At 69.0% G+C, this 26,782-nt stretch carries 22 protein-coding genes and 3 pseudogenes; 21 read left to right on the forward strand and 4 right to left on the reverse strand.

Translation table 11 applies throughout. The features are described from left to right. Positions 1–409: 409 nt before the first annotated feature. The 5 genes and pseudogenes from ACFXJL_RS30310 to ACFXJL_RS30330 all read left to right on the forward strand — a co-directional run bounded on the left by ACFXJL_RS30310 (position 410) and on the right by ACFXJL_RS30330 (position 5,723). The gene (locus tag ACFXJL_RS30310) at positions 410–1,474 is read left to right on the forward strand and encodes a phytanoyl-CoA dioxygenase family protein (RefSeq protein WP_384643551.1); all 1,065 of its coding nucleotides are present in this window, start codon (positions 410–412) and stop codon (positions 1,472–1,474) included. Then, positions 1,456–2,772, forward strand: a pseudogene (locus ACFXJL_RS30315) (DUF6271 family protein); the annotation flags it as partial. The gene ACFXJL_RS30310 and the pseudogene ACFXJL_RS30315, both read left to right, overlap by 19 nt. Before the next feature lie 24 nt (positions 2,773–2,796). Beyond that, positions 2,797–3,963: pseudogene (locus ACFXJL_RS30320) on the forward strand (type III PLP-dependent enzyme); the annotation flags it as partial. A gap of 45 nt (positions 3,964–4,008) precedes the next feature. Beyond that, positions 4,009–4,530, forward strand: coding sequence for a GNAT family N-acetyltransferase (locus tag ACFXJL_RS30325; protein WP_384697781.1), 522 nt, complete (start codon positions 4,009–4,011; stop codon positions 4,528–4,530). Positions 4,531–4,535: 5 nt separating this feature from the next. Further along, positions 4,536–5,723, forward strand: coding sequence for an MFS transporter (locus ACFXJL_RS30330; protein ID WP_384697640.1), 1,188 nt, complete (start codon positions 4,536–4,538; stop codon positions 5,721–5,723). A gap of 654 nt (positions 5,724–6,377) precedes the next feature. Here ACFXJL_RS30330 and ACFXJL_RS30335 read toward each other — a convergent pair. Then, positions 6,378–7,367: a LuxR C-terminal-related transcriptional regulator gene (locus ACFXJL_RS30335; RefSeq protein ID WP_358881674.1), complete on the reverse strand. Its 990-nt coding sequence runs from the start codon at positions 7,365–7,367 to the stop codon at positions 6,378–6,380. A gap of 512 nt (positions 7,368–7,879) precedes the next feature. On the opposite strand from ACFXJL_RS30335, the gene ACFXJL_RS30340 reads away from it, so the two are divergent. From ACFXJL_RS30340 to ACFXJL_RS30390, 11 genes are all read left to right on the forward strand, one after another. Further along, positions 7,880–8,245 carry a hypothetical protein gene (locus ACFXJL_RS30340; RefSeq protein ID WP_358881673.1) on the forward strand — a complete coding sequence of 122 codons (366 nt, stop codon included), beginning with the start codon at positions 7,880–7,882 and terminating at the stop codon, positions 8,243–8,245. After that, positions 8,215–9,294 carry a glycosyltransferase family 2 protein gene (locus ACFXJL_RS30345; protein ID WP_384697644.1) on the forward strand — a complete coding sequence of 360 codons (1,080 nt, stop codon included), beginning with the start codon at positions 8,215–8,217 and terminating at the stop codon, positions 9,292–9,294. Before ACFXJL_RS30340 ends, ACFXJL_RS30345 begins: the two co-directional genes overlap by 31 nt. After that, positions 9,291–10,373 (forward strand): lysylphosphatidylglycerol synthase domain-containing protein, encoded by a 1,083-nt coding sequence (locus ACFXJL_RS30350; RefSeq protein ID WP_384697647.1) that lies wholly within the window; start codon positions 9,291–9,293, stop codon positions 10,371–10,373. The genes ACFXJL_RS30345 and ACFXJL_RS30350 overlap by 4 nt, the downstream gene beginning before the upstream one ends. Then, positions 10,370–11,818 (forward strand): aspartate aminotransferase family protein, encoded by a 1,449-nt coding sequence (locus tag ACFXJL_RS30355; RefSeq protein ID WP_384697650.1) that lies wholly within the window; start codon positions 10,370–10,372, stop codon positions 11,816–11,818. Before ACFXJL_RS30350 ends, ACFXJL_RS30355 begins: the two co-directional genes overlap by 4 nt. Beyond that, a complete protein-coding gene (locus tag ACFXJL_RS30360; protein ID WP_358881669.1) occupies positions 11,809–12,852 on the forward strand; it encodes an NAD-dependent epimerase/dehydratase family protein in 1,044 nt (347 codons plus the stop codon). The genes ACFXJL_RS30355 and ACFXJL_RS30360 overlap by 10 nt, the downstream gene beginning before the upstream one ends. Before the next feature lie 20 nt (positions 12,853–12,872). Next, positions 12,873–13,868 carry a UbiA prenyltransferase family protein gene (locus tag ACFXJL_RS30365; protein ID WP_358881668.1) on the forward strand — a complete coding sequence of 332 codons (996 nt, stop codon included), beginning with the start codon at positions 12,873–12,875 and terminating at the stop codon, positions 13,866–13,868. A 56-nt stretch (positions 13,869–13,924) separates the two neighbouring features. Further along, positions 13,925–14,971: a glycosyltransferase family 2 protein gene (locus tag ACFXJL_RS30370; protein ID WP_384643572.1), complete on the forward strand. Its 1,047-nt coding sequence runs from the start codon at positions 13,925–13,927 to the stop codon at positions 14,969–14,971. Further along, on the forward strand, positions 14,968–16,170 hold the full coding sequence (locus ACFXJL_RS30375; RefSeq protein ID WP_358881666.1) for an endonuclease/exonuclease/phosphatase family protein: 1,203 nt from the start codon (positions 14,968–14,970) through the stop codon (positions 16,168–16,170). Before ACFXJL_RS30370 ends, ACFXJL_RS30375 begins: the two co-directional genes overlap by 4 nt. Further along, entirely contained in the window at positions 16,167–17,324 is a 1,158-nt protein-coding gene (locus ACFXJL_RS30380; protein WP_384697655.1) for a glycosyltransferase family 4 protein, read from the forward strand. Before ACFXJL_RS30375 ends, ACFXJL_RS30380 begins: the two co-directional genes overlap by 4 nt. Beyond that, positions 17,321–18,337: an endonuclease/exonuclease/phosphatase family protein gene (locus tag ACFXJL_RS30385; protein ID WP_384697658.1), complete on the forward strand. Its 1,017-nt coding sequence runs from the start codon at positions 17,321–17,323 to the stop codon at positions 18,335–18,337. Before ACFXJL_RS30380 ends, ACFXJL_RS30385 begins: the two co-directional genes overlap by 4 nt. Before the next feature lie 89 nt (positions 18,338–18,426). After that, positions 18,427–19,434 (forward strand): aldo/keto reductase, encoded by a 1,008-nt coding sequence (locus ACFXJL_RS30390; protein ID WP_358881663.1) that lies wholly within the window; start codon positions 18,427–18,429, stop codon positions 19,432–19,434. A 359-nt stretch (positions 19,435–19,793) separates the two neighbouring features. Here the strand turns inward: ACFXJL_RS30390 and ACFXJL_RS30395 are convergent. Further along, positions 19,794–20,291 (reverse strand): annotated as a pseudogene (locus tag ACFXJL_RS30395) (FAD-dependent monooxygenase); the annotation flags it as partial. A gap of 484 nt (positions 20,292–20,775) precedes the next feature. Here ACFXJL_RS30395 and ACFXJL_RS30400 point away from each other — a divergent pair. From ACFXJL_RS30400 to ACFXJL_RS30410, 3 genes are all read left to right on the forward strand, one after another. Beyond that, complete coding sequence (locus tag ACFXJL_RS30400) at positions 20,776–21,114, forward strand: hypothetical protein (RefSeq protein ID WP_358881659.1); 339 nt, start codon at positions 20,776–20,778, stop codon at positions 21,112–21,114. A gap of 317 nt (positions 21,115–21,431) precedes the next feature. Continuing rightward, on the forward strand, positions 21,432–21,635 hold the full coding sequence (locus ACFXJL_RS30405; protein WP_384697663.1) for a hypothetical protein: 204 nt from the start codon (positions 21,432–21,434) through the stop codon (positions 21,633–21,635). 773 nt (positions 21,636–22,408) lie between these two features. Further along, entirely contained in the window at positions 22,409–23,752 is a 1,344-nt protein-coding gene (locus ACFXJL_RS30410; RefSeq protein WP_384697666.1) for a hypothetical protein, read from the forward strand. Positions 23,753–23,875: 123 nt separating this feature from the next. Here the strand turns inward: ACFXJL_RS30410 and ACFXJL_RS30415 are convergent, their stop codons facing one another. Continuing rightward, positions 23,876–24,874 carry a helix-turn-helix transcriptional regulator gene (locus tag ACFXJL_RS30415; RefSeq protein WP_384697668.1) on the reverse strand — a complete coding sequence of 333 codons (999 nt, stop codon included), beginning with the start codon at positions 24,872–24,874 and terminating at the stop codon, positions 23,876–23,878. Positions 24,875–25,032: 158 nt separating this feature from the next. Here ACFXJL_RS30415 and ACFXJL_RS30420 point away from each other — a divergent pair, with 158 nt between their 5' ends. Further along, complete coding sequence (locus ACFXJL_RS30420; RefSeq protein WP_384697671.1) at positions 25,033–25,455, forward strand: VOC family protein; 423 nt, start codon at positions 25,033–25,035, stop codon at positions 25,453–25,455. 82 nt (positions 25,456–25,537) lie between these two features. Further along, positions 25,538–25,693 carry a hypothetical protein gene (locus ACFXJL_RS30425; RefSeq protein WP_384697674.1) on the forward strand — a complete coding sequence of 52 codons (156 nt, stop codon included), beginning with the start codon at positions 25,538–25,540 and terminating at the stop codon, positions 25,691–25,693. Positions 25,694–25,887: 194 nt separating this feature from the next. Here ACFXJL_RS30425 and ACFXJL_RS30430 read toward each other — a convergent pair whose 3' ends face one another. Further along, positions 25,888–26,736: a hypothetical protein gene (locus ACFXJL_RS30430; RefSeq protein ID WP_384697677.1), complete on the reverse strand. Its 849-nt coding sequence runs from the start codon at positions 26,734–26,736 to the stop codon at positions 25,888–25,890. Between the last annotated feature and the right edge of the window lie 46 nt (positions 26,737–26,782).

Below are 26,782 nucleotides of genomic sequence, written 5' to 3' on the forward strand. Positions count from 1 at the left end.
GTCAGGGCGGCGACTGGGATGGTACGCCGATTTCAGTGGTTGCGGGGGGCCAGTAGGAGGTGGCCGATGCGGCCTTCCGCTTGGGTCGTTGTTCCTGCCCGTGAAGTGCCTCTTTCGTGAGCTGGATGTGTTCCCGTCGTGTCAACTGGCCCACTCTTGAGACGCGTTGGCACTCTGCGGCGCCAGGGAAGCCGTTTGACATACAAGGTGGTCTAGTCCATTTTTGGGTGCACCCGTGCTGTAGGGGACCACCCAGAGAGACATCCGCGCTCTGTGTTCCGGAGCGCTCTGCGCCGGCCCCGTGCTCGCCCGAGCGCGTCGCCGCCAGCCACGAGCGTCGGCGAAAGTGCCTCGCGCAGTCCACTCGTTCCCTGTGTCACGACTCCACCACTGAGTCTCGGAGCAACGCATGTTAACGGCTGATCCGTATCTCCACCGCGCCACCTCTGACCGCCCCTACTTCAGTGCGGACGGCGAGACCTATCTGGCGCAGACACCACTGCGCGACATCAAGAAGAAGCGCCCGCTCCGCGTGCTGTCCGAAGAGAGCTTCGCCTTCTGGCAGACCTACGGCTACGTCGTGGTGAAGCAGGCCATACCGGCGGAGTCCGCCCGACGTCTGCTGGACTTCGCATGGGACTTCCAGGGCCTGGACCCGGAACGTCCGGAGAGCTGGTACGACGAGCGGGAGTACCGCTCGGAGCTCGATCAGGAACTGCACATCTACGGATTCGTGGAGGCATACCACCACCAGCTTCTCTGGGAGAGCCGCCAGAGCCGCCGCGTCTACGAGGCATTTGTCGATGTGTGGGACTGCGAGGAACTCTGGGTCACACTTGACCGGTTGAACCTCAACCCGCCCAACATCAAGAACCGCGACCGGTCCCTGATCGAATTCCGTGAGACGGGCTTCGACATCAACCTCCACTGGGACGTGGACTCCACACTGGGCGTCCCACCGCAGCGGGTACAGGGCATTATCGCCCTGAACGACACTGCTCCGGAACTCGGCGGCTTCCAGTGCTGCCCCGAACTCTTCCGTGACTTCGACCGGTGGAAAGCCCTTCAGCCGGCCGAGCGCGACCCGATCCGCCCCGCCATCGACCGGGCGGAACTGCCGGTGATCAGGCCGGAGTTAGCGGCCGGCGACCTGCTGATCTTCAATGGCTTCCTAGCCCACGGCGTGGCCCCCAACTGCTCGCAGTACGGGGCACGCGCGGTGCAGTACCTCTCGATGATGCCCGCGCTGGACACCCATCACGCCCTACGGCGTGAGCGGGTCGACTCCTGGCGCGACGTCACCACACCCACCTGGAACGGGACACTGCTGGGCGACGCGAATCGCCCTGAGTCCCAGCGGTACGGCCGGGCCACCCTGAACGAACTCGGCAGCAAGCTCCTGGGCCTTGAGGGCTGGCGCGGACAGCACCTCGACGAGCGCGACGGGGAGCAGATATGCGCAGAATCTGCCTGACACTGCCGACCAACCGGTCCTGCCCGGCGACCATCGAGGCCATCGGCGCGGAGGCGATCCACGCCGCGGACAACTTCGACGTCGAGGTGCATCTGCTGATCCTGGACTCCTGCGACACCTCCGTGTACGAGAAGCATGCCGCTGCTGTACGGCATCTTCCCAAGCACCCACGCGTCGTCCCCCACCATCTGAGCGAGGCCGACCAGAAGGACTTCCTGGAGCGGGCGATCGATCGGGCCGATGCGCCGGAGCCCGAGTTGCTGCTCAGCCTCATGCTGCCGCAGTCCCTCTCCTACGGCGCTTGCACCAACCGTGCCTTTCTGATCAGTTTCGCCCTCGGCTGCGAGTCGGTGCACCGCAGGGACTCCGACAGCCGCTACCAAGTGGTCGCAGGCGCCACAGTCTTCCCCATCCATCATGAACTGGCCTCGCTCGGTCGGCCGGCTGCGGATGCCGTCCGGTCCGCCTCGCAGACGAAGCTGGCCCCTGAGCTCGGAACCCGGCTGGTGAGCATGGTCGGTGGTTCGTTCATCGGCCCACCGTCGGTGGACATCGCCGAGATCGAGGCGCTCGACCGTGAGGTCTACCACGACGTCGTCAGCCTGTGGGCCCCCCTCGACTGGTCGCCCGCGCAGAAGCGGGAGCTGGTCGACGAGTCCTTCAGAGGGGCCGGTACCACCGAGTTCGACCGGGATCACACAACACTTTCCCTGGTCGATCCCATGCGGGTCGACATGTGCAACATCGCCTTCCACGGCGTGCACGGACGCGTCCCCCTGCCGCCGGCCACCGACACCATCGGCAGCGACTACTTCCTGATCCACCTCGTACACGACGCCGGACTGCCAGGCGTCCTACACAACCGCAACATCGTGAACTTCCACACCGCGGAGCGCCGGACCGAACCGGGCTTCCTCGCGTACCAGACGCGCTTCGCCAAATTCCTCCTGTCGATGCTCTACTTCAACGTCGTCTATGACGCACTGGCCCGTGCCGGAGACACACTTCTCGACGACCAGGGGCAGGTGCGCACGGCCGCTGTCGTTGAACTGGTCCGGGGGAGTACCGCGCTCGACCCGGCCGACAACCAAGAACGTCTGCGCCGACTCGACACGGCCTACCGCAAGCTGGGCGGCCGGTACGCAGTCTTCGCCGACCACCTGCGCCCGCTGCGTGCTCGTCTCCTCGCCGAGGCGAAGCGCGACATGGAGGACTTCGCCCTCCTCACTAAGGAGTGGGAGCGGCTGGTGGGCGCGGCCCGGCGCACACCTGTGCACCGACCCGGCGGAGGAGGACCGGCGACGAGGGCGCTGTCGCCCCGACTGGCAAGAGCGCTGGCGTCCGCCGACCACGATCGGATCGTGCTCGACCTGGACGGGATCGGACAGCAGTTTGCGACGCTCCTCGACGAACTCCCCGGCATTGACGTCCGCTTCGCCATGAAGGCATGCCCGGTGGACGAGGTCATCGCGCACCTGGCCGCCCAGGGTTGCGGAGTGGATGCGGCGAGCCTCCCGGAACTCGCCCAGGCACTGCGGGCCGGCGTGCCGGTCGAGCGGTTGCACTACGGCAACACCATCAAGTCCGACCAGGACATCGCGGCGGCCCACCACATGGGTATCACCGACTTTGCCACCGACAGCATCGCCGACGTGACAGCCGTCGCGGCTCATGCGCCCGGGGCACGGGTCTTCTGCCGGGTGGCGACGGTTAGCGGCGGTGCCCTGTGGGGGCTCAAGGACAAGTTCGGCTGCTCGCCCGAGGATGCCGTACGCGTGCTGGAGACCGCCCGCACGCTCGGCCTCACCCAGGCCGGCCTTTCGGCCCATGTCGGCTCGCAGCAGATGGATCCGGATGCCTGGCACGCTGCCGTCGAGCGGATCGCCGATGTCTTGGGCGCCCTCGGCCGGCGCGGAATCGTGCTCGACTACGTCAATCTCGGTGGAGGGCTTCCCGCACTGGGCTACACCGACCGGCGCGGAGTACCGCTGGACCCTCCGATCGACAAGATCTTCACCGTACTGCGCGAAGGCATGGCCCAACTGCGGCGGACCCACGGCGAGCATCTGCGCTTCATCATGGAACCGGGGCGCTTCCTCGTCGCCGACCAGGGAGCCGTCCGGGGCCGGGTGGTCCGTCTGTCGGAGCGGGAGATGCCGTCCGGCGGCCGTAGGCACTGGCTCTATCTGAGCTGCGGCAAGTTCAACGGGCTGTACGAGATGGACGCGCTCCAGTACCGCCTTGTCTTCCCCACCCATCGCGACGACGCACCCACCGTCCCCGTCGTGGTCGCCGGCCCCACCTGCGACAGCGACGACTCCTACGCGGCTGAGCACCGGCTGGTGCGGGTGCCCCGCGAACTGGCCTCCGGGGACCCGGTCTGGGTCCTGTCCACCGGGGCGTACGGAATCAGCTATATGACCAAGGGGTTCAACGGCGTTGCCCCACTGCCCTGCACGACGACGGGCGGCAACCGACCGGAGAGGAGCGGGACCATCCGAATTCGACCCATCGCGGAGGACGACTGGGAGACCATCGTCGCCCTGGAGTCCGACGCGTACACCGAACTCGGCCTCTGCGAGGGCCGCGCCGCTCTGCGGTCACGCGCCGACGCCTCACCCGGAACCTGCTTCGTCCTGGAAATCGATGGCGAACCGGCCGGCTACCTGCTCGCGCTCCCCTACCCGGCTGGTCGCTACCCTGACCTTGAGCAGCCGGAGGAGAGCAGCTTCAGCTCGCGCAACCTCCATCTGCACGACATCGTGATCGCTCCCGCGCACCGCCGACTGGGTCGGGCCAGCCACCTCGTGGCGCATCTGTACCGGACCGCCCTGTCCCAGGGCTACGAGCAGATGTCCCTTGTCGCGGTCGGCGGGAGCGAACCGTTCTGGTCGGCACGCGGATTCACCGTGGACCCCAGCGCGGAGGCTTGCGATACCTACCAGGCAGGCGCGGTCTACATGTCCCGGTCCATCACGGCCATCGGGACCCCAGCCTCAGAGCAGGCCGCCAGCCCGGCACCTGCCGTTCCGTTCCCACTCCCCGAAGTGAGCTGAGCCCGGTGCTCCGAATCCACGATCCCTTTCTCCGCGGACAGTTGGCGACAGCTGCCCTCTTCTCCTCACTGGGCTTCCAGTACGCCACCTGGGCCTCACGCATTCCTGCGCTGAAGTCCGACCTCGACCTGACGTCGGCGGAGGTCGGATTCCTGCTGATGGCGGCCGGCGTGGGCGCCGCCGCTTCATTCCCCCTGGTGGCGGTCCTGATGCGCCGACTGGGCTCCCGCCGACTGTCACTCCTGTCCACCCTCGGCCTCACCCTGATACTGCTGGCCCTCGCGGTGGCGCCGAACTACGCGATCGCCCTCCTCGTGATGTGCGTGGACGGTGTTCTCGTGGGATGTCTGAACACCGCCATGAACGCGCAGGGGGCTGCGCTGGAGACCACCTACGAGCGCACCACCATGGCCAAGTTGCACGCCACGTTCAGCGGCGGGTCCCTGGCGGCGGCGCTCCTCGCTTCCGGCATGAACGCGGCCAACTCATCCGTCATCGCACACTTCAGCGTCGCAGCGCTCCTGCTCGTGCTCCTCGCCGCGAGCGCGCGCACCGGACTGCTGCCCGACGAAGCCCCCGTCGAGACCGAGCGAAAGCAGGCTCGCACCGGCGCCCGCTGGACGCTGCCCACGGGCGTCACCCTCTGGATGTGCTGCGCGATGGCCTTCGGCACCGTGGCCGAGGGCGCCATGAATGACTGGTCCACGCTCTATATGGAGGATGTGGCACTGGCCTCGGAGCAGGTCGCGCCGTTGGGCATCGCGGTCGTCTCCGGAGCGATGGTGGTGGCCCGCCTCTTCGCCGACGGCTGGCGCAGCCGATGGGGCGACGGCAGGGTGGTTGTGGTGGGCAGCGTGGTCGCGGGCGCGGGCCTTGGCCTGGCCCTGCTGGCCGGCGGTGTGGTGCCGGCCCTGCTCGGCTTCGGTGCTGTCGGCCTGGGCGTCGCCGCGGTGACCCCGTGCGTATACGTCGCTGCGGCGAAGCGCGGTTCGGACACCCTGACCCTGGTGGCCGCCATGGGCACCACGGGTTTGCTGGCCGGTCCACCGCTCATCGGCTTTGTGGCGAGCGCCAGCAGTCTGGCGTGGGGCTTCGGCCTCGTCAGTGCCTGCGTCTTCGTCGTCGCGCTGTGCGGCACCCGGATCCCCTGGGAGGCTTCGGCTCCCAGGACCGAGCCGCAGAGAGCCGAGTAGGAAGCGGCCGGATGTCTTCGGGGCAGCTCTCTTCCAGGACATCCGGCCCACACATGGGGGCTGGGCCTCTGGCCCGGTGGTCATGTGCGACACGTTGGCGGAGCGGTTTGAGGAAATTTCGCCTAGGTGATTGCGGTATGGGCATTCTTCCGGGTGTGAAGATCACTACCGAACCGCCGACCGTTCCCCGTAGGTGGGTAGGTGACGACACAACGCCTTCTGGGCGCGGGTCGCACACCGAGTCGTGGGTCGTGAGCCTGCACGACGATGGGTGAGCAACCCGAGTTCTGATGGACAGTCACCTACGGCTGACGGTCCGCCAGCCGTAGGGACGCTGTGTAGGGGCGGGGCATGGGCGGCCCGGCTCCAGGTGGGGGATGTGCGTGGCCCGCTCGTCACGGTGCCGGTGAGGGCGGGTGCCGGAGTTGCTCCCGGGGTGGGGAGTGCTCGCGTCAGGTCGTCCGCAGCGAACCGGTGTGCCGGTGGGCGGCGTCCTGCGGGTGTGCTCCGGGGGTGCGTGGGTCGGCCCCTGGTCTCCTTCTGGGAGGTTCTGCCCCTGGTGCGGCAGCTTCTGCGCCTTTGCTGTTGCTCGGGCTTCCGTGCTGCTTGTGCCTGTGGTTGGTTCGATGCCGGGCTCTTTGCTGAGGGCGGGCGTCAGATCCAGCCGTGTCGTACCGCCTCCGCGCCGGTCTGGAAGCGGCTGCGGGCGGCCAGCCTCCCCGTCAGTTCGGCGTTCATGCGGCGTACCGTGCGCAGTGACACGCCGAGGCGACGCCCGACGGTGGCATCCGTGTGGCCCTTGGCGAGTAAGCGCAGGAGTTCCTTCTCCTGCGGACTGAGGTCATGGTGGTCGCGAGGGGGAGTGGGGCCGATCGGGTTGGCCCGTCTCCAGTACTCCTCGAAGAGCAGCCGGGCGACGGTGACTGCGCCGCTGCTGCGTAACTCCAGGGCTCCGGCCCAGATGTTTCCGGGGTCGAGGGGGACCAGCGCCACCTCGCGGTCGAAGAGCGCCATGGGTGCCTCCAGCGATGGCAGGGTGCGGACCTCGCCACCGAGGTCGCCCAGCCAGTTGACGTAACGCATCGTCTCCGGGGCGTTGCGGAAACTGTCCTGGTAGATGCTGCGTATGCGGACGCCGCGTGCCAGTGCCCGCTGGTCGATCGCCCGGTGGGCGTCCAGGTCGTCGGTGGCCTGGCCGCATCCGGGCAGCAGTGAGAGGCATTCGATGCGGGCGAGTTCGGCGAGTTCGGCCAGGCGCTCGCACATTTCGTGGCGGCCCTCCAACCGCTTGACGACGTCGTAGCCGCGTGGCGCGTGGGCGGTGCGGTATGCGGTGAGAGTGGAGACCGCGGTCCTCGCCGCCTCCAACCCCCTTTGTTGCTTGGCCAGTTCGGCCTCCCTACGGGAGAGGAGATAGGAGAGGCCGGCTCCAGGGTCGGTCGCTCGGAAGAGCAACTGTCCGGCCGCGTGGACCTCTGCCTGATCGAGCAGGGAGAGGTCGGCAAGGCGATCGAGGGCGTCCCGCACCTCCTGCTCGCTCAGGCCGACCCTGGCGACGATCTGGTCGAGCCTCAACTCGGGCTCGTCCAGAAAGAGCCGGTAAACCATCTCGGTCTTCGGGTCCAGCCCGAGTGCGTGAAACATCACTTGCCCAAACCTCCGGGTACGCACGTCATTTCGGTCAAGGGCGCAGGTGCGGGCGCGGGCGCAGGGTGTCGGCCGGGTCGGTCGGCCGGACCGAGCGGTTGCCGCCGGTGAACATCCCCAGGTTTGCCCATGGTATAGACCTAGAAAAGAGCGGTGGCCGGAATGTGCCGGGCAACTCGCTGCCACCCTGACGTTCTCCCAGCTCGGCGCCGACACACGTACCTGGACGGCGGCGGCAGCCGAGTGCCGCGCCACTGCCTGCCACCCATCGGGGCTAGTCGGCCCCCGGCGGGCTGGCCAGAATCGGCGCACGGGCCGGTTCCGATCCGGGCCCACAGCCGAGGGGAGCAGCCACATGACGAGTTCACCGCGCGAACCGGCGGGTTGTCGGGTCCCGGTGCGAGGGCTCTCAGGGGGTGTGGTGAGCGTGCTGTTCTGGCCGTTCGCTGCTGCTTCGGGCGGGCCCCCGGTCGGGTTCTTCCGGGGCTGAGCCCCGAGCCTGCTGCCCCATGTACCTCGTAACTGCTCTGCTGATGCGCATCGGGAGCAGGGCCGAATGCTCTCCCGGGCCCAGCAGATTGGCCGAGACCATCCGATCGCACCAACGGCCGGATGACGCCGGCCACACCGCCGCTCTCGCGCATCTGCACACCGTCGTGGGACCGGACCGCGTCCATGTCGCGCTCTTCATGGAGGCGGCCGATCCGGCCGACGCCGAAACCACTGCTCTCAGCTTCCTCACCGGAGTGCTCGCCGACCGTCGGAGCTCCGATGGATGGGTGCTGGCTGCGTTCGCCCGGGTGGAGTCGTCCAGCACCACCGAACCGAGAGGACAGGGAACGACATGCCGAGGGGCCGTCCCACCGTTTCCGTGATCATCCCCAACTACAACTACGCAAAGACCCTGCCCACCGTGCTGGAGTCGGTCTACGCACAGACCCTCACTCCGCTGGAGGTCGTGGTCGTCGACGACTGCAGTACCGACAACTCTCGTGACATCGTGCGGCAGTTCCCCTGCCTCCTGGTCGAGGCGCCGGTCAACCGGGGAGTCTCGGCGGCCAGGAATCTCGGTGTGCGGAGCAGCCGGGGCGAGATCCTGTTCTTCCTGGACTCCGACATCGCGCTGGCCCCCGATGCCCTTGCCAACGCCGTCGACCTGCTGCTGAGTGACCCGGCCACGGGTTGTGTGCACGGTATCCCCGACCCCGAACCGCTCTTCGACGACGGTCCGGTGGAGCGCTACCGCACGATGCACCAGCACTTCTGGCGGCGGCGCAGTGTGGGTGTGGTCGGCACCGCGGTGTTCGAACTGGCGGCGATGCCCCGTGCGGTCTTCGACGAGGTCGGCCCCTTCGACGAGAACCTGCGCGACTCGGAGGACGTGGAGTACAGCGACCGGCTCGGTGCGTCGTACCGAATACGGCTGACCGAGACGGTGATGGGCCGGCACGACGACGAGGACCGTCTGGTGTCGATGCTCTCCGAGCAGTTCCGGCGTTCACAACTGCTGGTGCCGGTGGCGGCGGTGGAGAGCAGACGCGGCAGCGGGCTGAGAGCCAACCGGCCAACCGGGGTACTGGCCGCCGCCCTGGTACCCGCCACCCTGCCGCTCGGTTTGGCGGCGCCCTGGCTGCTGGCGGTGCCCGCGATCTTCCTGCTCCTGTTTGCGCTGTCCGACCCGCCGCTCGTCCGGTTCGTCGTCCGGCGCAGGGGTGCCCGATTCCTGCTGTGGTTCCTCCTGGCCCACTTCCTGGTGCATCTGGCGCTGGTGTCCGGTGCCCTGGTGGGGGCGGTGCGCTGGTTGGTCGAACCGGCCTTCGGCCCCTCGGTCCGTCGACGTGCGGACCGTACCGGGGCCGGTGGGTCCACCGGTCGAGACCGTAGCGGCGGCGGAGACGAAACCCGGGCGGTGGTCGGCCGGTGAGCGATCCCGCCCCGGCGCCGCACCCCGCGAGCACCGACCCGGCCGGCCCGGGAGCGGGGTCCTCCGCAGCCGTACCCGCGCCCCTGCCCGACCCCGTCACCCAACAGCGCCCTTCCGTTCTCCAACGGGTCCTCGGCTCCCGCATCCTGCGCCCGGTCGCCGTCCTGGTCCTGCTCACCGCGACGGTCTTCGCCGTCGGTGGTTCGCTGCAGGCGGCCGGCGCCGAGATCTCGGCCGCAGCCCGCCGTCCCGGAGGCGTATTGCTCCTGTTCGCCGCCGTGTTGGCGAACACGGCGGGGTTGGCGTTGTCGATGCTCTCCTGGCGGGTCCTGGTGGTGGACGGGAAGACCCGGTTGCCGATGCCGGTCGCGGCCCGGATCTTCTTCATCGGGATGATCAGCAAGTTCGTTCCCGGCCGAATCTGGGGAGTGCTGGCCCATCTCCAGCTGGGCCGGGACGCCGGTGTGCCTCCCGAGCGGATGCTCTCCGGCTTCGGGCTCGGCCTGGTGATCGGTGTGACCACCGGCGCCGGCGCCGGAATCCTGATGGCACCCGTCGTCCTCGGCGCGTACGCCTGGCTGTTCGCGCCGCTGGTGCTGCTGGCCGTCGCGGCGTTCGCCCGGCCCGGCTGGGTGAACCGGCTGGTGGCGGTGGTCCTGCGACTGGCCAGGCGCCCGGCCGTCGAACCGGGATCACCGCAGGCCGTCCGCCGATCGATCCTGCTGGCGCTGGCCTCCTGGGCGGTCTCCGGTCTGCACCTGTGGGCTCTGGTGGTCCTGTTCGGCGCACCGGCCTGGGGTTCGCTGGCGCTGGCGGTCGGCGGGTTCTCGCTGGCCACCGTCGCGGGCAGCCTGGCGTTCGTGCTGCCCGACGGGGTCGGTGCCCGGGAGCTGGTGCTGCTGGCACCGCTGGCCGTGGTGATGCCACTGCCCGCCGCGACCGCGGCTGTGATCGCCAGCCGGCTGGTCTGCGTCCTCAGCGAGGTCGCCGCCACCGCCGCCGCCCTGCTCTGGGCCCGGCTCGCCCGTCCCGCTCCAACCGCTCTGTCCCGTACCACCGTTCCGGAAGGGGTCCGATGACCGACGTCGCCGCATCGCTGATGAGCCTCGACGAAGCAGAGGAGTTGACCGTCCGTCAGGTCCACGACCTGTACCGCTCCCACGTGAACCGGAGCCAGGTCGCGCTGATGACCTCCTTCGGCTTCGGTCGGGAGTTGGTCGACCATGCCGAGGGCGCCTGGATACACACCCGCGACGGCCGTCGCATCCTGGACTTCACCGGCGGTGTCGGCGTGTTGCACCACGGCCACAACCATCCGCGCATCCTGGCTGCCCGCCGCCGCTTCCAGGAGCGGCAGCGCATGGAGGTGCACAAGACCTACTTCTCGCCGTACATCGCCGCGCTGGGCCACAACCTCGCGCAACTGCTCCCCGGCGACCTCGGGATGTCCTTCTTCCCCAACTCCGGTGCGGAGGCGGTGGAAGGGGCGGTGAAACTCGCGTTCAAGTACCACGCCGGACGCCGCACCCAGATCCTGCACGCCGACATCAGCTTCCACGGCAAGCTGCTCGGCTCCGGAAGCCTGACGGGCAGCGCCCAGTCGGCCCCCTTCAAGTTCCCCGGCATCCCCGGCGTCTCCACCTTCACCTACGGCGACCTGGACTCGGTGCGCGAAGCCGTAGCCCGCGCCCGTGACGCCAAGGGCCGCTGCGACGTCTACGCGATCCTGATCGAACCCTTCTCGGCCTCCACCATGACCGAGTGCTCCGAGGCGTTCCTCCGCGGTCTGCGGGAGTTGTGCACCGCCGAGGACATCGTGTTGATCTTCGATGAGATCTACACCGGCTGGGGCAAGACCGGCAGCCTGTTCCACTTCATGCGCTACCCGGGCCTGGTGCCCGATGTGGTCACCACCTCCAAGGCGTTCGGCGGCGGAAAGTCCTCCATCTCCGCCTTCGTCGCCCGCGAGCCCGTCTTCAAACAGGCATACGACAACCTCGGCGACGCCCTGCTCCAGTCCACCAGCACCACCTACTACGGCTTCGGCGAGGAGACCGCCACCGCCATCGAGGCCGTCAACATCGCCGTGGAGGACGACTATCCGGCCCGCGCCCGCGCCATCGAACGGGTGCTCCTCCCGGGCCTGGAGCGGCTGCGCAAGCAGTTCCCCGACATCATCGCCGACACCCGGGGCGCCGGGGCACTGCACGGAGTGTTCCTCGACGGCGGTCCACGCATCCTCGACCTCGCCGCCAAACTCGCCCCCGGCGGACTCGCCCGCGACCCACTGCTGCGCACCAAGCTGATCACCTGCGCGGTCATCAACACGATGTACCAGGAACACGACGTGTTCCTCTACTACACGCTCAACGGCCGCAGCCCGCTGGTCGTCGCCCCGCCGTTGGTCGCCGGGCCGGCCGAGGTGGAGATCTTCCTCGACGCCTTCGAACAGACCCTCGCCAAGGGCCTCACCCGACTGCTCACCTCCTTCGTCAAGGACAAGGCGGTTTCCAGATGGGCCTGAGGATCGCCGTCACCGGAGCCGCCGGCATGCTCGGCTCCCACCTGGTCGCCCGGTTGACCGCCGACGGGCACGAGGTGACCGGGCTCGATCTACGTCCGGCCGAGAGCACACCACAGGGCGCCCGCCACCTGGTCGCCGACATCCGCGACGGTGCCGCGCTGGCCCGCGCCTTCGACGGCGCCGACGCCCTGGTGCACTGCGCTGCCGCACTTCCCAGCTATCCCGTCGACCAGATCCGCTCCATCACCGTCGACGGCACCCGCAGCGTCCTCACCGCCGCCGCACGGGCCCGGACCCCGCGCGTGGTGCACATCTCCTCCACCGCGGTCTACGGCCTGCCCAAGCGGGTACCCACGCCAGAGGATCACCCGCGCGAGCCCGTCGATGCGTACAGCAGCGCCAAGGCCGAGGCCGAGACGGTCTGCGAGGAGTTCCGCGCCCGAGGGATGTGCCTACCGGTACTGCGGCCGAAGACCTTCGTCGGACCCGGCCGGATGGGCCTCTTCTCGATGCTCTTCGAATGGGCCGACGAGCGGCGGAACTTCCCCGTGCTCGGGCGCGGTGATGTCCGCATCCAAATGTTCGGCATGGCCGACCTGGTGGACGCGGTGGTGCTCGCACTGGAGGCACCGCCCCACATCGCCAACGACGTGTTCAACGTCGGCGCAGCCGAGTTCGGCACCATCCGCGAGGACTTCCAAGCCGTCCTCGACGCCGCAGGGCACGGCAAGCGGATCATCCCGCTGCCCGCCGGCCCGGCCCTCGCCGTACTGCGGGGCCTGGAACGCACCCGGCTCTCACCGGTGTACGGCCGGCTGCTCTACAAACTGCTCGACGACAGCTACGTGGACATCAGCCGCGCCCGCGAGCGGCTCGGCTTCCAACCGCAGCAGTCCAACCGCGACGCCATCTTGCGCACCTACGAGTGGTGGCGCACCCTGCCGCCCACCCGCGCCGCCACCGCTGCCACCGGCCGGACCAGCCGCGACCCCTGGCGACAGGGAGCGCTCGGACTGGCCAAGGTCTTCTTCTAAAGCCCCCTGGAGCCCCAGCCGTGGAGAGACCTGCCGTGGACATCCCGCAGACCTCCGCCGCGCCCCTGCGCGTGGCGGCCCCACCCACCCTCGTCACCCCTCCCACGCCCCAGACAGCACCCGCCCGACCGTACCGACGACGGCTCGCAGACCTGCTGGCCCTCGTCCGCCCCGGGCAGTGGGTGAAGAACCTGGCCGTCGTACCCCTCGCACTGCTCGACCCCCGCCACTGGACGCTCGGTGGTGCCAGCCGGATCGCCTGGGCGCTCGCCGTCTTCACCCTCGCCTCCGCGATCGTCTACGTGGTCAATGACCTCGCCGACCGCGACCGCGACCGTCTGCACCCCACCAAACGGCACCGCCCGCTCGCGGCCGGCCGGATCGGTACCCGCGGAGCGCTCGCCCTGGCCGCCGTACTGGCCGGCGCACTGGTTGCAGCCGTGCTGGTGCGCCCCTTCGCTGAATGGTGGCCGGTCGCCGTCTACCTGCTGATCAGCCTCGGCTACAGCCGGGGGCTCAAACACGTGCCCCTGCTGGACGCGTTCATCGTGGCCACCGGTTTCGTCCTGCGCCTCGCCCTGGGCTGTGTCGCCCTCGGCAGACCGGTACCCGACTGGCTCGCCATCTGCGTCTTCTCGTTCTGCCTCCTGCTCTCGCTGGGCAAGCGGCGGCACGAACTCACCGCAGCCGGGCTGGGCCACCGCCCCGCACTGCGCGGCTACACGGTCGCCTTCGTCGACCATCTGATCGTCCTGATCGCCGGGCTGACCGCCATCTCCTATCTGCTCTTCCTCCGCGAGGACCCGGTGTTCGCCGGGGCATCCCACACCACGGCCCTGCTCTCCGCCCTCTGCGCGATCTTCGGTCTGGCCCGCTACCTCCAGGTGCTGCTGGTCGAGCAGGGCGGTGGCAACCCCGTCCGCATCCTGCTGCGCGATCGAGCCACCCTGCTCAACTCCGCGCTGTGGGCCGCACTCATCGGCACCGCGCTGCTCCTGGAGGCACTCCCGGCCTGAGTGCCGGCCGCCCTGCCGTACGCCCATGCCCGCCCGCCCGAAAGGCACGGCCCGACATGACCCGCCCCACCACAAACCCCCTGGTCTCGGTCGTCATCCCGAACTACAACTACGGCCGCGCCCTGGAACTCTGTCTGCGCGCCGCACAGGCCCAGACCTACCGGCCGCTGGAGATCCTGCTCGTGGACGACTGCAGTACCGACGACTCGGTGGCCGTCGCGCAGTCCCTCGGCGTAAGGGTCGTCAGCACCGGAGTCAACAGCGGAGTCGCGGTTACCCGCAACACCGGCGCTGCCCACGCCGCCGGCGAGATCGTGGTCTTCGTGGACTCCGACGTCGCCATGGAACCGGACGCCGTCGCCAATGCCGTGGCCATGCTCCGGGCCAACCCCCGCATCGGCGCGGTCTGCGGGACCTACGACGCCGAACCACTGATCCGCGACAGCCTCATCGAGGAGTACCGCTGTCTGCACCAGTACTACTGGCTCGCCGAGCACGAAGGCAGGATCGGCACCCTGCACACCGCCATCTGCGCGATGCCAGCCGCAGTCTTCGCCGAGATCGGACCGTTCAACCCCAAGCTGCGCCACACCGAGGACGGCGACTACGCCGCCCGGATCTGCCGCCGCTACGAAGTACACAGCTCCACCACCGTGCGCGGACGCCATGACCACGACGACACCTGGCGGGTGGTGCTGCGCAAGGTCTTCCACCGCACCCGGCTGCACATCCCGCTCTACGTCCGCCGACGTGACCTACCCGGCGGCATCGCCACCGGACCGCGCGCCGGAGCCAGCATCGCAGCGCTGCTGGCCCTGGCGACCGTGCCCATCGGACTCCTCGGCACCATCTGGCTCCTGCTGCCGGCCGGGCTGGCCCTGGGCTCAGCACTCGCCGACAGCCATCTCTACGCCTTCGTACTGCGGCGCCGAGGCTACGGATTCACCGCCTACTTCGCCCTGGCGCACTTCATCGTCAACGCCGCCATCGCACTCGGCGCCGGCATCGGCGTGGTGCAGTGGCTCACCTCCGGGCGGTTTCGGCGACTGTACGAGCCGCCGCTACCGAAGGGGGCCGCGCGGCCCGCCGGGGCGCCGTCGTGAGTGCACCAGCCGGTGTCGACCGACCGGCGCCCGAACCCGGGCCGTCGTCCGCACCGACCATCCCACCGCTCCCCGCACATCCCGCCGTCCCGTCACGCCGGACCCGGGTCGCCAGCACCCTCCTGTTCGCACTCGCCGCACTCTGGGCGCTGAACACCGTCCTGCGCACCCTGTTCAGCGGTCGGTGGTGGCTCTGGAACGGCATCGACCTCGCACCGCCGCTCGCCTACCTCGCCCTACCCCTGATCCTCCTGATACCCGCCGCCCTGCTCCGCAGGCGCCGCCGCCCCACCCTGCTGCTGCTCGCCCTCGCCTTGGTGCTCGGCGCCGGACAGGCCGGCATCCACCCCGGTGCCCTGCTGCGCGACCGACCCCCGGTGCCCGCCGACGCGTTGCGCGTGGTCACTTGGAACACCTTCTTCTGGCACCAGGACAGCGACCCCGAACGCTTCTACACCTACCTCCGCGGATACGAAGCCGACGTCTACCTGCTCCAGGAGTACCAGAACGCACGCGGCGACCGTCCCGTCCCGATCAACGACCTCGCCCGGATCAGGGCCGCCTTCCCCGGCTACCGGATCGCGACCGAAGGAGGGTTCATCACCCTCTCCCGCCATCCCATCACCCTGACCCGCGCACTGCGCCCGGCCGGACTGCCCGCCCCCGACACCGACTGGCCCGACTACTGGGACGTCCGAGCGCTGCGCACCGATGTCAGCATCGGCGGACGCACCCTGTCCCTCTACAACACCCATCTACCCGACCTGCTCAACGTCGACCGCAACCCGCTGACCCCTGCCTACTACCACGCGGTGGGCGAGCACGCCCACCGCCGCCTGCTCCACCTGCGCGAACTCCGTGCCGATCTGGATGCCAACACCCACCCGGTGGTGCTCGGCGGCGATCTCAACGTGCTGCCGGGCAGCGAGGACCTGAGCTGGTTCCGGGGTCTGCGCGACACCGCCGAATCCGGTACCGACCTCTATCCGGCGACCTTCCCGGCCGGTCCCGCCGCGATGTGGCGACTCGACTGGACCTTCGCCTCCCCGGGCATCGACATCCACCGCCAGTCGCTGGACGACCCGCCAGCGGGGCTCTCCACCCACCGTCTGATCCAGCTCCGACTCTCCCTGCCGCCACCGTCCGCCCAGGCGGACGGCGACGGCCCGGCACCGGAAGACCCGAAGGTCCAGCCATGATCACTGTCCGGACTGCGCGCCCCCACCGCTACGACCTGACCGTCGTCCTCACCTACTACCTGCCGTACACCAGCGGGCTGACCGAGGTCGCCCGGACCGTCGCCGAAGGGCTGGCGGCACGCGGCCGGCGCGTCGCGGTCGTCGCATCCCGGCACGACCCGTCCTCGCCCGTACGGGAGTGCGTCAACGGGGTGGACGTGTTCCGTGCTCCCGTCGCCGCCCGGATCGGGCGGGGGGTGCTCAGCCCCGGCTTCCTCCCCCTGGCCGCCCGGCTGGCCCGCGCCTCCCGGGTGGTCAACATCCACCTGCCGATGCTGGAGGCGGGCCCGCTGGCCCTCCTGACGGGGCGTACCCCGGTGGTCGCCACCCACCACGACGACGTCTGGTTGCCACCGGGTCGCCTCGCCGGACTCCAAGTCCCGGTCGTGGACGCCTCTGTGGCCACCGCGCTGCGTCGCTCCGCGGCAGTCGTGGTCAACAACGTCGACCACGCCGAGCACTCCCGCCACTGGCCGCTCATGCGCGATCGGCTCGCGGCGATCGCCCCGCCCTGCCGGGAGCGGGGGCCGGCCCCCGCCACCTTCCGGGAAGGGCCAGGCCCGCACTTCGGATTCCTCGGACGGATCGCCCCCGAGAAGGGCCTGCACCACCTCGTCGACGCCTTCCGCACCATCGAGGACCCCGACGCCCGGCTGTTGATCGCGGGGGACTACTCCAAGGTGGCCGGCGGCAGCGTGGTCGGTGCGCTGCGCGAGCGCTCCGCGGACGATCCACGGATCCGCTTCACCGGATTCCTCGCCGAGCACCACGTAGCCGAGTTCTACGCATCGTTGGACGTCTTCGCGCTGCCGTCGGTGGCCGAGGAGTCCTTCGGCATCTCGCAGACCGAGGCGATGATGATGGGCGTCCCCTCGGTCGCCAGCGACGCTCCCGGCATGCGGGTACCGATCACCAGCACCGGTTTCGGCCGGCTCTTCCCGCCCGGTGACTCCGGTGCCCTCGCCGCAGCCCTGCTGGAGGCCGCCGCCCTGTCACCGGAGCAGCGGACCGAGGGCGGTCGGGCCACCCGGGCCCGGTACGGCACCGACGGCTGCCTGGACAGCTACGACGCGCTCCTGAGGAAGCTTGGTGCCGCCGGCCGGGTGACTGCATGACGATCGGCCCGCTCGCCTTCGGGGCAGCCGCCCTGTGGACCGGCTACCTCCTTGCCGACCGGCTGCTCAGCGGGCGTTGGTGGGGCTGGCTACTGCCCTCGCTGGCCCCGCCGCCACTCTTCGTGGCCGTGCCCGTCCTCCTCGGCGCGCTCGGTCTCGCAGCCGGTGGGCCAGCGGGCCTGGCCGCCGCCGCGCTGGCCGCCGGAGCCCTGATCACGGGTGCGGGCCGCAGCGGGCTACAACGGCCCCGGGTGCGGCGAGGGCCCGCCCCACCCGAGGGTGCGCTGAGACTGGTCTCCTGGAACACCCAACACTGGTGCCAGCGAACCGACCCGGAGCGGTTCTACCCCTACCTGCGGCAACTCGACGCCGATGTCTATCTGTTGCAGGAGTACCACCACGACCGATTCGACGGCACCTACGCACTCATCGATGAGGAGGACCGGCTCCGTGCCACCTTCCCCGAGTACGGGATCGTCACCGCCCGGGGGCTGGTCACCATGTCCCGGCTGCCGGTGGTCGACGTCGTGGAGACCGCCGCCCGACGCACCCTACGGGTTGATCTACGGCTACCGGACGGGGGAGTGTTCACCACCTTCAACGTGCACATCCCCGTCCAGCTGTGGCTGATCAGCCCACTGCGGGTCGAGTTCTACCGGGCGGTGCGCACCCGGGCCGCCGACCGTGAGCGGGAGTACCGCGGCCTGACGGCGGATGTCGTCGACTGTCCGCACCCGGCCCTGATCGCCGGCGACTTCAACACGACTCCGGCCATGGGGGAGGCCCGCAAGATCGCTCAACTCGGAAGGGACAGCGTGCATATGACAGGCCAGCTGTATCCTGCATCGTGGCGGCTGCGTCCCGGTGTGCGGTGGTGGCGGCTGGACTGGGTACTGACCACACCTGGTGCGCGGGTACACACCTACCGGTTCCGCGACCCCGGGGACCTGTCCGACCACCGTGTGCAGGAGGTGACCGTCACCCTGGACGGTGCATCCCGGCCGTCTCGCTGATCCGGCCCCTTTGCCGCACCGTCCGCGAAGGGCTTACGTGCCGCAGACCAGCAGTGCACCGCAGCAACGAACTACCGAGAGGACTGACGATGCGTCACCGCTTTCTGGGATCGACCGGCCTGGCGGTTAGTGAACTCTGCCTGGGCGCCATGACGTTCGGGCGCGAGAGCGCCGAACCGGAGTCCCACGCCATCCTGGACCGTTTCACCGAGGCGGGCGGCAACTTCATCGACACCGCCGACATCTACGCGGCAGGCGCCTCTGAGGAGATCCTGGGCCGCTGGCTCAAGCAGCGCCGCCGTGATGACCTGGTGATAGCCACCAAGGTCAGGTACGGCACCGGAGATAGCCCCAACGATCGTGGCCTGGGCCGCAACCACCTGATCGCCGGGGTGGAGGCCAGCCTCCGCAGGCTCGGCACCGACCACATCGACCTGTACCAGGTGCACGCGTGGGACCCCGCCACTCCGTTGGAGGAGACGCTCTCCACCTTGGACACCCTGGTGAAGTCCGGCAAGGTCCGCTATCTGGGGGCCAGCAACTTCACCGGTTGGCAACTCCAGAAGGCCCTGGACCTCAGCCGCCAGCACGGCTGGGAGCGTTTCGTCGCCCTCCAGCCGCTGTACAACCTGCTGGACCGCTCCACCGAGTGGGAACTGATCGAGGTCGCCCGCCACGAAGGTCTCGGAGTTATCCCGTGGAGCCCGCTGCGGGGCGGCTGGCTCAGCGGCTCGATCCGGCGCGGGGCCACCGCCCCGCCCGTCGGGAGCCGAGTGGAGACCGCCGAACGGCTCGGCTGGGGCGAGTCCTGGAGCGCCTACCAGGATGAGCGCACCTGGCGCGTCCTGGATGCCCTGTTCGATGTGTCCGAACGCAGCGGGCTGACCCCGGCACAGGTCGCCGTCGCCTGGCTCGGCGGACGCCCCACCGTCACCGCCCCGATCGTCGGCGCCCGCACCCTCGATCAACTCGACAACCTGCTCGGCGCGGCGGGCGTCGACCTCGACCCGGCCGATGCCGCCCTCCTCACCGAGGCTGGCGACCAGCCCCTCCCGTACCCGTACAGCGTCATTGCCACCAACCCGGCCGAGCGCTGACGCGGCCCGCTTCGGTCGGCAGGGTCCTCCTGCCGACCGAACGGCACCGGTGAGGCGCGCTGAGCCGTGGCGCCCTCGTCGGCTTCACTGACGAGGGCGAGGGCGTTGGTGCGGAGCCTGCCGCGCGCGGGGTGTATCCCGTGGTGAGTGGCGCGTGCGGCCGGGGGCGGGTTCCCCGGCAGCCGTCTAAGTCGGGTGCGGTGTGGGTGAGGAACCCGACGGTTCCCACCGCCCGCCGCTGCGCATCCCGACCGTTGGGATCTCCGAGGCGGAGACCGGTCTGCTGACGGCTCCGTTCCGTGCCTCGGTCCTATCGGTTGCCGGAACAGCTATCGGCTGCGTCGCTCGCTGTTCCATGCTCAGGTGAAGGTGGGCAGTGTGAGGGCTGAGTGGGCCGGTTGGCCTTTCTCGGGGGGTGTGGCGTTGAGGTTGCGCAGGAGTTCATTGCGCTGTTTCAGGGCCTGGAGGGTGGTGGGGAAGAGTGTGGCGTCGCCCTTGTCCACTTGGTCCTGGTTCAGGGTGACGAACTCGCGGGTGTGGTGTTCGTAGGCGGCGAAGCCTGAGGCGTGGCCCTGGTCGGCTAGGGAGTTGGCGAGCATGTACGCGCCGACGAGCGCGAGGCTGGTGCCCTGTCCGGTGAGGAAAGAGGGGGCGTATGCGGCATCGCCCACCAGTGCGACCCTGCCGTTGGACCAGTGGGGCATGCGGATCTGGCCGACCTTGTCGAAGAACAGGTCGTTCGCGTTGCGCAGGGCGTTGACCATGCGCGGTATCTCCCATCCCGCGTCGGCGAAGACTGCGGCGACCAGATCCTGTGGGGATTGCGGCGTGCGGAAAGCGTGGGGCGGCGGTTCGGGAGAGCGAAGCCTGACCGGCCGGGCGGGCGCATCCGGCCCCTGACCGAAGGTCCTCAAGTCCCGCAGATCCCGGAGAAGTACTGTCCGCGGGGTACTGAACTACCACGCACCCGCCCGGTTGCGCTGGTCGCTTCTCGCTGATGCTCAGAGCCCGGTGCAACTGCTCCAGCACCCACACCACGTACGCCTCCCGCTCCACCGCGGCGGCATGTGCGGCCGGGATGTGGTCCCAGGGGGTCCGGCCAGCCGTTGACCCGCCCGTTTGGCCCGACGGCTCGCGCCCTCCGGCACGGCACGCTGTACGGGTGGTTCGGGGTGTTTTGTGACTTCTTTGTCTACTGCGCCCAGGGGCGGCGAACCATCGACGGGCTGGACCCGATACCGCCTCCGGCTGGACCCCCAGGACCTCAATGTCGACCTCGGCCCCCTCCGCAAGCTCCGGTTGCACAGGTTTGACCTTGTGAAAGGCGGCCACACGATCACCATGACTGCTTCTCAGAAGACCAGCTCCAACCAGACTCGCCGCTCTTCTCGTTCCGCCGCCACAACGGAGAAGGCGGCCGAGACCACGGACGAGGTTCAGGGGTCGCTGGCCCTGGTACCCGCTCCCCTCGCACAGAAGACACAACTGGCCTTGCACACCCTGCGCGGTGCCGTCGGACCTGCGGGGGCGGTGTGGTCTGCCATCGGAGCCCGGAAGGGGCTGAGCGGCGGAGTCTCCGTCATCTCGCTCGCGGCGCTCGGCTGCTGCTACGCACTGGGCCGCAGGACGGCCTTGGGTCAACGCGGCCCGTTGACCCGCCTCACAGGCGGCAGGATCTGACGGCGGTACTTCTCTTCTGTACGGCCGCCGTCTCGCGAACCGGTCACCGTGTCCGTGACACACCAGGGCCCACCAGGGCCCACCAGGGCCCACCTGGGCCGGCTGCCGGACCCGGACCGACGGCCCCCTACCCTCCTCGTTCACTCTCAACTCCAGCTATACCGGCCACCCTCGGCTCCAGCCATATCGGCGAAATAGTCCTGATACCGCGTGTGTTCGGCCCCTGGCGGCGCGCCCAAGATCGTCGGGCCGGAGCGCCCCGCCTCCAGAGCGGGCGCGTTGACGGACCGGGGGAGCACCGGGTCACCGATGGAGCGATGGCGGATCTCCCGGAGTCCCTGGGCGAGGTGCTGATGGGATCGGGAGGTGACGAGGTGCCCGTGCGGCGCAAGCAGCACATCGCCCACCGGTGGCTGCGGAACGTCGTCTGCGTCCTGTCGGCGCGGCTAGCCAGGCTTCTCGCCTATATGAAGGTCGACCCGGATAGGTCGATCTCATGCCTGGGTTCACCCGGGATGTGACGGGTCTCGTCCACCACAGCACGGGGGACTGGAAGTCAGAGCGGGCCGGCGCGGCGGTGGAGTAGCCAATTGTCCAGTGGGTCCCCGGCTTCGTGAACCGGGGACCCACTGCTGCGCCGGCCCGCCCTGTCGGGACCGATTCGCCGGATCAGCGGCGGGGTAGGTCCCTGGCACCTGCCGTTTCCGGCCGCCCGTGACCGCACTCCTGTGCGACTTCGCCCGCACGGCAAGTGCGAGGCCAGGGCCTGTTCGCTCTGGTGAGCGCTTGCGGATGTGTGTGCGACGGCGGCCCGGAGATCACTGCCCGGTCCTTCCTCCGGTAGATGGACCGTACCCGTGACCACCTGGTGCCCCGCCGCGCTGAGCGCCCCTCGACCATCGGCGCGGCAGAACAGGACAGAACTTGCCCGTCGGGACGTCGCAGGATGTCCGCAACCAGCATCCGACCGGCGGGCAGCGCCGATGCCGGGGCGGCGGCGTACCAGGACACAGAACACCTCGACATGTCCGTCCACTCGCGTTCAGCACGGGGGATCGGCACCGGCAGTTCTCCACTACCGAGGAGGACCGCGCGACAAGCAGCTACCACCCACGGTGGTGCGCCGGGATTGCGTGACCGATCCAGGCGGGTACCTCCCTTGCAGTACATCCGCCGAAGTTCAGCCTATGTAGGGGTCTTGGGGCGCGAATGTGCTGCGCGTGCTGCGTCTATGCGCCCTTGTGAAAGACGCTCTGTCGGATCATCTTTGGCTAGGGCTGAGAACGGGGAAGCGATGTCCTCTCAGCAACCGAACGCCCGGCTTGGGCAACTTCTCCTGGAGGCGGGATGGAACGCGACCTTGCTTGCGCACGCCGTCTCCTCGGTCGCCTCCGAACGCGGTCACGACCTGACCGTGAACCGCTCGACAGCGACGCGCTGGCTCGCCGGAGCCTATCCCCGTCCGCCTGCGCCCGCCTACATCCTGGAGGCGCTTTCCCAGCGCCTGGGCAGACCTCTGACCGCCGCCGACGCCGGTCTGACCCGAGCTCCTGCCCGTATACCGGACTGGTCCTGGAAGGCAGACCCCGTGCACCATCTGGCCAAGCTCACCCACAGCCAACTCGACCCCCGCAGGAGAGAACCCCTGCGCGTGGATGTCTACAGCCTCGCAGCGCTGGTAGTCCCCAACTGGGAAGACCTCCTCTCACGGACCGTGACCCGCCGCGCCGGCGTCATGGCCGGACGCCGAGTGGGCCGCGCGGAAGTGGAAGCGCTCCAAAGCATGACCGCCGTCTTCGCGGCCTCCACCAGCAGCTTCGGCGGCGGACACGCCCGCACCGCGCTCACCACCTACCTCGCCGATGACGTCACCCCCTGGCTCCTCTCAAGCGCCACTGAACACGTACACCGACAACTCCTCACCCACACCGCCCAACTCACCATCCTCCTGGGCAACATGTGCGCCGACGACAACGACAACGCGCTGGCCCAGCACTACCACCGCACAGCCGCCCACCTGGCCGCCGAAGCCGAAGACCCCCACACCTACACCATCGCCCTCAGAGCCCTCGCCGCCCACGCCCTGGACCTTGGCCACCGGCAGCCCGCCCTCGCCCTGACCGAACAAGCAGCCGCCACCGCGACCCACTACTCCTCACCTTTGGCCCAGTCCTTCACCCAGTCCCAGCTCGCCCTGGCCCACGCACGAGCCAACAACCGCCCCCGCGCCCTCCTCGCCCTGCACAACGCGGAAATCCTCCACAGCCACGCGGACCAGAACCTCACCGACCCCTTCGACAGTTACCCGACCGCAGCCCTGCACTACCAACGCGCCCGGACCCTGACCGCACTCAAAGACCACCCGGCAGCCGCCCGCGCCTACAGCGCCTCCCTGCGCGCCCGCGCCCCACAGGCACGCCGCGCCAGGGCACTGACCACAGCACTCCTGGCCGAATCACAACTACTCCAGGGCAACCTCGAAGAGTCCCTCACCACCTGGAAACGTTTCCTCATCGACTACCCGGGCCTGCGCTCAACCCGCGCCACCGACTCCCTCACCACCATGCGCCAGGTACTGCGCCCCTACAGCACCCACCCCGACGTGGCACTCCTGACAGAGGAAGCCGCCACCCTGTGATCGCCAGCGACGGGCGATCACCAGCCAGCCCATGCCGGCACCACCCATTGCCGGCCGCTCTGACCGGGAGTTGGGTCGGCGCCGGAGGTTCGGAGGGTTTGAGTGGCGTGGTGAGTTCTGTTCTCACCGCGCCGGGCCGGTCTGAGGTCCTGTGGTGCGGGCGGCGTGGGCGTAGCGGACGGCGAGGTCCCCGAATGCGGTGGCCAGTTGGGGTGGGCCGATGACTTCGATATCAGTGTCGAAGCGGCCGATGGCGGCGGCGAGGCCGGTCCATGACCAGGAGCCGAGGATGAGGCGGCAGTGGTGGGGGCCGAGTTCCTCGACGATTCCGTCCTGGGCGAAGGGCGCGACATCGGCGGCCGGGAGGCGGAGGATGACTTCGCCTTGGCAGGGCCAGTCGGTGGTGGTGCCGTCGTTACCGCGGAATCGGCTGGTGATGAAGGTGGAGACGGTGTCGCCGGGGAGGTCACGGGGGGTGAAGCGGGGGCCGGTGGGTGTGCGGGGGTGGATGCGGTCGGCGCGGAAGGTGCGCCAGTCCTCGCGGTGGAGGTCCCAGGCCACGAGGTACCAGCGATGGCGCCAGGTGATCAGGTGGTGGGGTTGTACGCGGCGGACGTCATCGGCCGAGGTGTTGGGACCCGGTGTGTAGTCGAAGCGCAGTTCCTCATGGGCGTGGATGGCGCGGCTCAGGTCCATCAGGACCTGGGCGTCGGTCTGGGGGGTGTCGTCGGCCGCGGGGGGTTGGACGGCGGTGATGTGCAAGAGGTCGATGCGGTGGCGCAGGCGGGGTGGCATGACCTGGCGGAGGGTGGCCAGCGCGCGGGTGGCGTCTTCGGCGACGTTGGTGCCGGCGGTCGCGGACTGTAGCGCGATGGCCAGGGCGACGGCCTGGTTGTCGTCGAACAGCATGGGCGGCAGGTGAGTGCCGGCCTCCAGGCGGTAGCCGCCGGCCGGTCCTTTGAGGGTCTTGATCGGGTAGTCGAGTTCGCGCAGGCGGTCGATGTCGCGGCGCACCGTGCGCGAGGTGATGCCGAGACGCTCGGCGAGATCATCGCCGGACCAGTCACGGGGCGTTTGCAGAAGCGAGAGCAGCGCGAGCAGCCGGGCAGATGTCTTATGCATAGCACCCATGTTCCCTGGAGTACCGGACACAACCTGTCCTCTACCTTTGCCATCGTGGCATACGAGCCGTTCGGGAGGCATCGCCCCTGGTCACGGCAGCCGCCGCTGGAGCGGGGACGGTCGGCGGTGTATTCATCACATCGAGCAAGGAGCAGGTCATGTCCGTCACGACCACCACACACCTGAACTTCAGGGGCACCGCACGTGAGGCGCTGGACTTCTACCAGTCCGTCTTCGGCGGACGTACTGTCGCGGTCACCTACAAGGACGCGGGCGCCGTACGGAACGAGAGCGAGGCGGACTGGGTGATGTGGGGCGAGGTGGCCGGCGACAACGGCTTCCACATCATGGCCTACGACGTGCCCTCACAGCTGCCCTGGAACCAGGGCGAGAACCCGTTCTTCGTCTCCGTGCGTGGCGATGAAGCCGACGAGATCAGCGCCCTGTGGGGCAAGCTCGCCGAGGGCTCGACCATCGTGAGTCCGCTGGAGCCCGCGCAGTGGGCACCGCTGTACGGCATGCTCATCGACCGATTCGGCATCACCTGGGTCCTGGACGTCACCGCTCCCTACAGCGGCTGAACCGGCCGACCGATCTGACATGCCTGCTCTGTCCCGGGCACAGCCACACAGGCGGCCCGGACAGAGCAGCACACAAGCACCTATGGCCTCGGAAGAAGACGTGGGCACCGTGAGGATGCGGCGGCTGGGAGGGGCCGGCATCGACGTCGGTGCCTACTGCCGGTGCACCATGATGTTCGACAAGCTGGGCAATCTGATGTCGATGTCGATGTCGATGTCGGCACGGTATCGGGGCTGAGACTGTTCAACAGGGAGGCGACGTGACCGCGGCGATGCCTCGCTCGGCGGAGGTCAAGGACGGGGATGTACAAGGGGATGTACAAGGGCTGTTCGAGGCGCGGGAAGTGCTGCGCCCGGGATCAATCGGAACGTCCCGAACCGGTCCACCCCCGCCTGCGCGGGAAGCACCCGTCGTCGTGGATGATCCCGCGTTCAGTCCGGCAATCGCACGACGGCAGTACTGGTCTCGGACTCGCCGAACAGCCAGCCCGCAACGAGTGAACAGCCAACCGCTTCCAAGACATCGGGGCCCGGCCAGTAGCCGGTACCGACGTAGTGACCACCCTCGGAACGCGCGTGATTCTCGGTGACGCAGAGCATGCGGAGATGCTCCTGGAGCGCGGGGTGAGTGACAGCGCTCAGTCTTATGTCCCACAACTCTTCGACGGAGGGGGTGTGTCTCATGTCCTTCACTGACACGAGATGTTCTGGGCCACGCTCGGTGAACGTGGCTGCCCGCATCGCATCGGCGAGGGTGCCATCGGTGGCGACACGCAGCAGCACGCCCAGCCAACAGTTCAGTTCCCTCGACTTCTCGTCGGTCAGGCTGACCCCATGGCGGCTCAGGAGTGGCCCCAGCTGCGCGCCGAGCACCAGTACATGACTGTCGTCATTGGCCGACGCGACGCTCCGCAGATCGGCGACGAAGGCGTCGTCGAATGGCCGGGGGCTCTTGTGTCCGCCCTCGCCCCACGGCCCCGCCCCTGCCACCAGGTCGGCGTCGAAGTGGAACAGCGACTCGCTCAGGTCGAACCGCCACGTCCAAGGGGAGAAGGGGTACTCACCGTCCGGATCCGGTAGGTGTCGCGGTTCCGCGGACGTCATCGCCTCTGGGGTGGCCCAGTGATTGGGGAACAGAAACTCGTCGAAGGGGGCGTAGTACACCCCGTATCTGGCAACGGGGTCGATGACCGGTCGGCCGTCGAGCAGTATCTCGAAGGTACTGACCAGAGCAGCATCCCACCCGTCGGGGTCAGTCGCCGGGGCTGCCTCGGACAACACGATAAACGCTCCTTGATGTCGTGCCGTGTGAGGTGACGAAAAGGTA

Source organism: Streptomyces sp. NPDC059256 (assembly GCF_042753785.1).
Classification (GTDB): Bacteria; Actinomycetota; Actinomycetes; order Streptomycetales; family Streptomycetaceae; genus Streptomyces.

Coding starts and splice junctions, on each gene's coding strand:
- ACFXJL_RS30340 (WP_358881673.1), top strand. CDS start 7,880: ATGTACCTCGTAACTGCTCTGCTGATGCGCATCGGGAGCAGGGCCGAA.
- ACFXJL_RS30400 (WP_358881659.1), top strand. CDS start 20,776: ATGACTGCTTCTCAGAAGACCAGCTCCAACCAGACTCGCCGCTCTTCT.
- ACFXJL_RS30405 (WP_384697663.1), top strand. CDS start 21,432: ATGGCGGATCTCCCGGAGTCCCTGGGCGAGGTGCTGATGGGATCGGGA.
- ACFXJL_RS30360 (WP_358881669.1), top strand. CDS start 11,809: ATGGGCCTGAGGATCGCCGTCACCGGAGCCGCCGGCATGCTCGGCTCC.
- ACFXJL_RS30385 (WP_384697658.1), top strand. CDS start 17,321: ATGACGATCGGCCCGCTCGCCTTCGGGGCAGCCGCCCTGTGGACCGGC.
- ACFXJL_RS30370 (WP_384643572.1), top strand. CDS start 13,925: ATGACCCGCCCCACCACAAACCCCCTGGTCTCGGTCGTCATCCCGAAC.
- ACFXJL_RS30420 (WP_384697671.1), top strand. CDS start 25,033: ATGTCCGTCACGACCACCACACACCTGAACTTCAGGGGCACCGCACGT.
- ACFXJL_RS30415 (WP_384697668.1), bottom strand. CDS start 24,874: ATGCATAAGACATCTGCCCGGCTGCTCGCGCTGCTCTCGCTTCTGCAA.
- ACFXJL_RS30390 (WP_358881663.1), top strand. CDS start 18,427: ATGCGTCACCGCTTTCTGGGATCGACCGGCCTGGCGGTTAGTGAACTC.
- ACFXJL_RS30310 (WP_384643551.1), top strand. CDS start 410: ATGTTAACGGCTGATCCGTATCTCCACCGCGCCACCTCTGACCGCCCC.
- ACFXJL_RS30355 (WP_384697650.1), top strand. CDS start 10,370: ATGACCGACGTCGCCGCATCGCTGATGAGCCTCGACGAAGCAGAGGAG.
- ACFXJL_RS30425 (WP_384697674.1), top strand. CDS start 25,538: ATGGCCTCGGAAGAAGACGTGGGCACCGTGAGGATGCGGCGGCTGGGA.
- ACFXJL_RS30410 (WP_384697666.1), top strand. CDS start 22,409: ATGTCCTCTCAGCAACCGAACGCCCGGCTTGGGCAACTTCTCCTGGAG.
- ACFXJL_RS30335 (WP_358881674.1), bottom strand. CDS start 7,367: ATGTTTCACGCACTCGGGCTGGACCCGAAGACCGAGATGGTTTACCGG.
- ACFXJL_RS30380 (WP_384697655.1), top strand. CDS start 16,167: ATGATCACTGTCCGGACTGCGCGCCCCCACCGCTACGACCTGACCGTC.
- ACFXJL_RS30345 (WP_384697644.1), top strand. CDS start 8,215: ATGCCGAGGGGCCGTCCCACCGTTTCCGTGATCATCCCCAACTACAAC.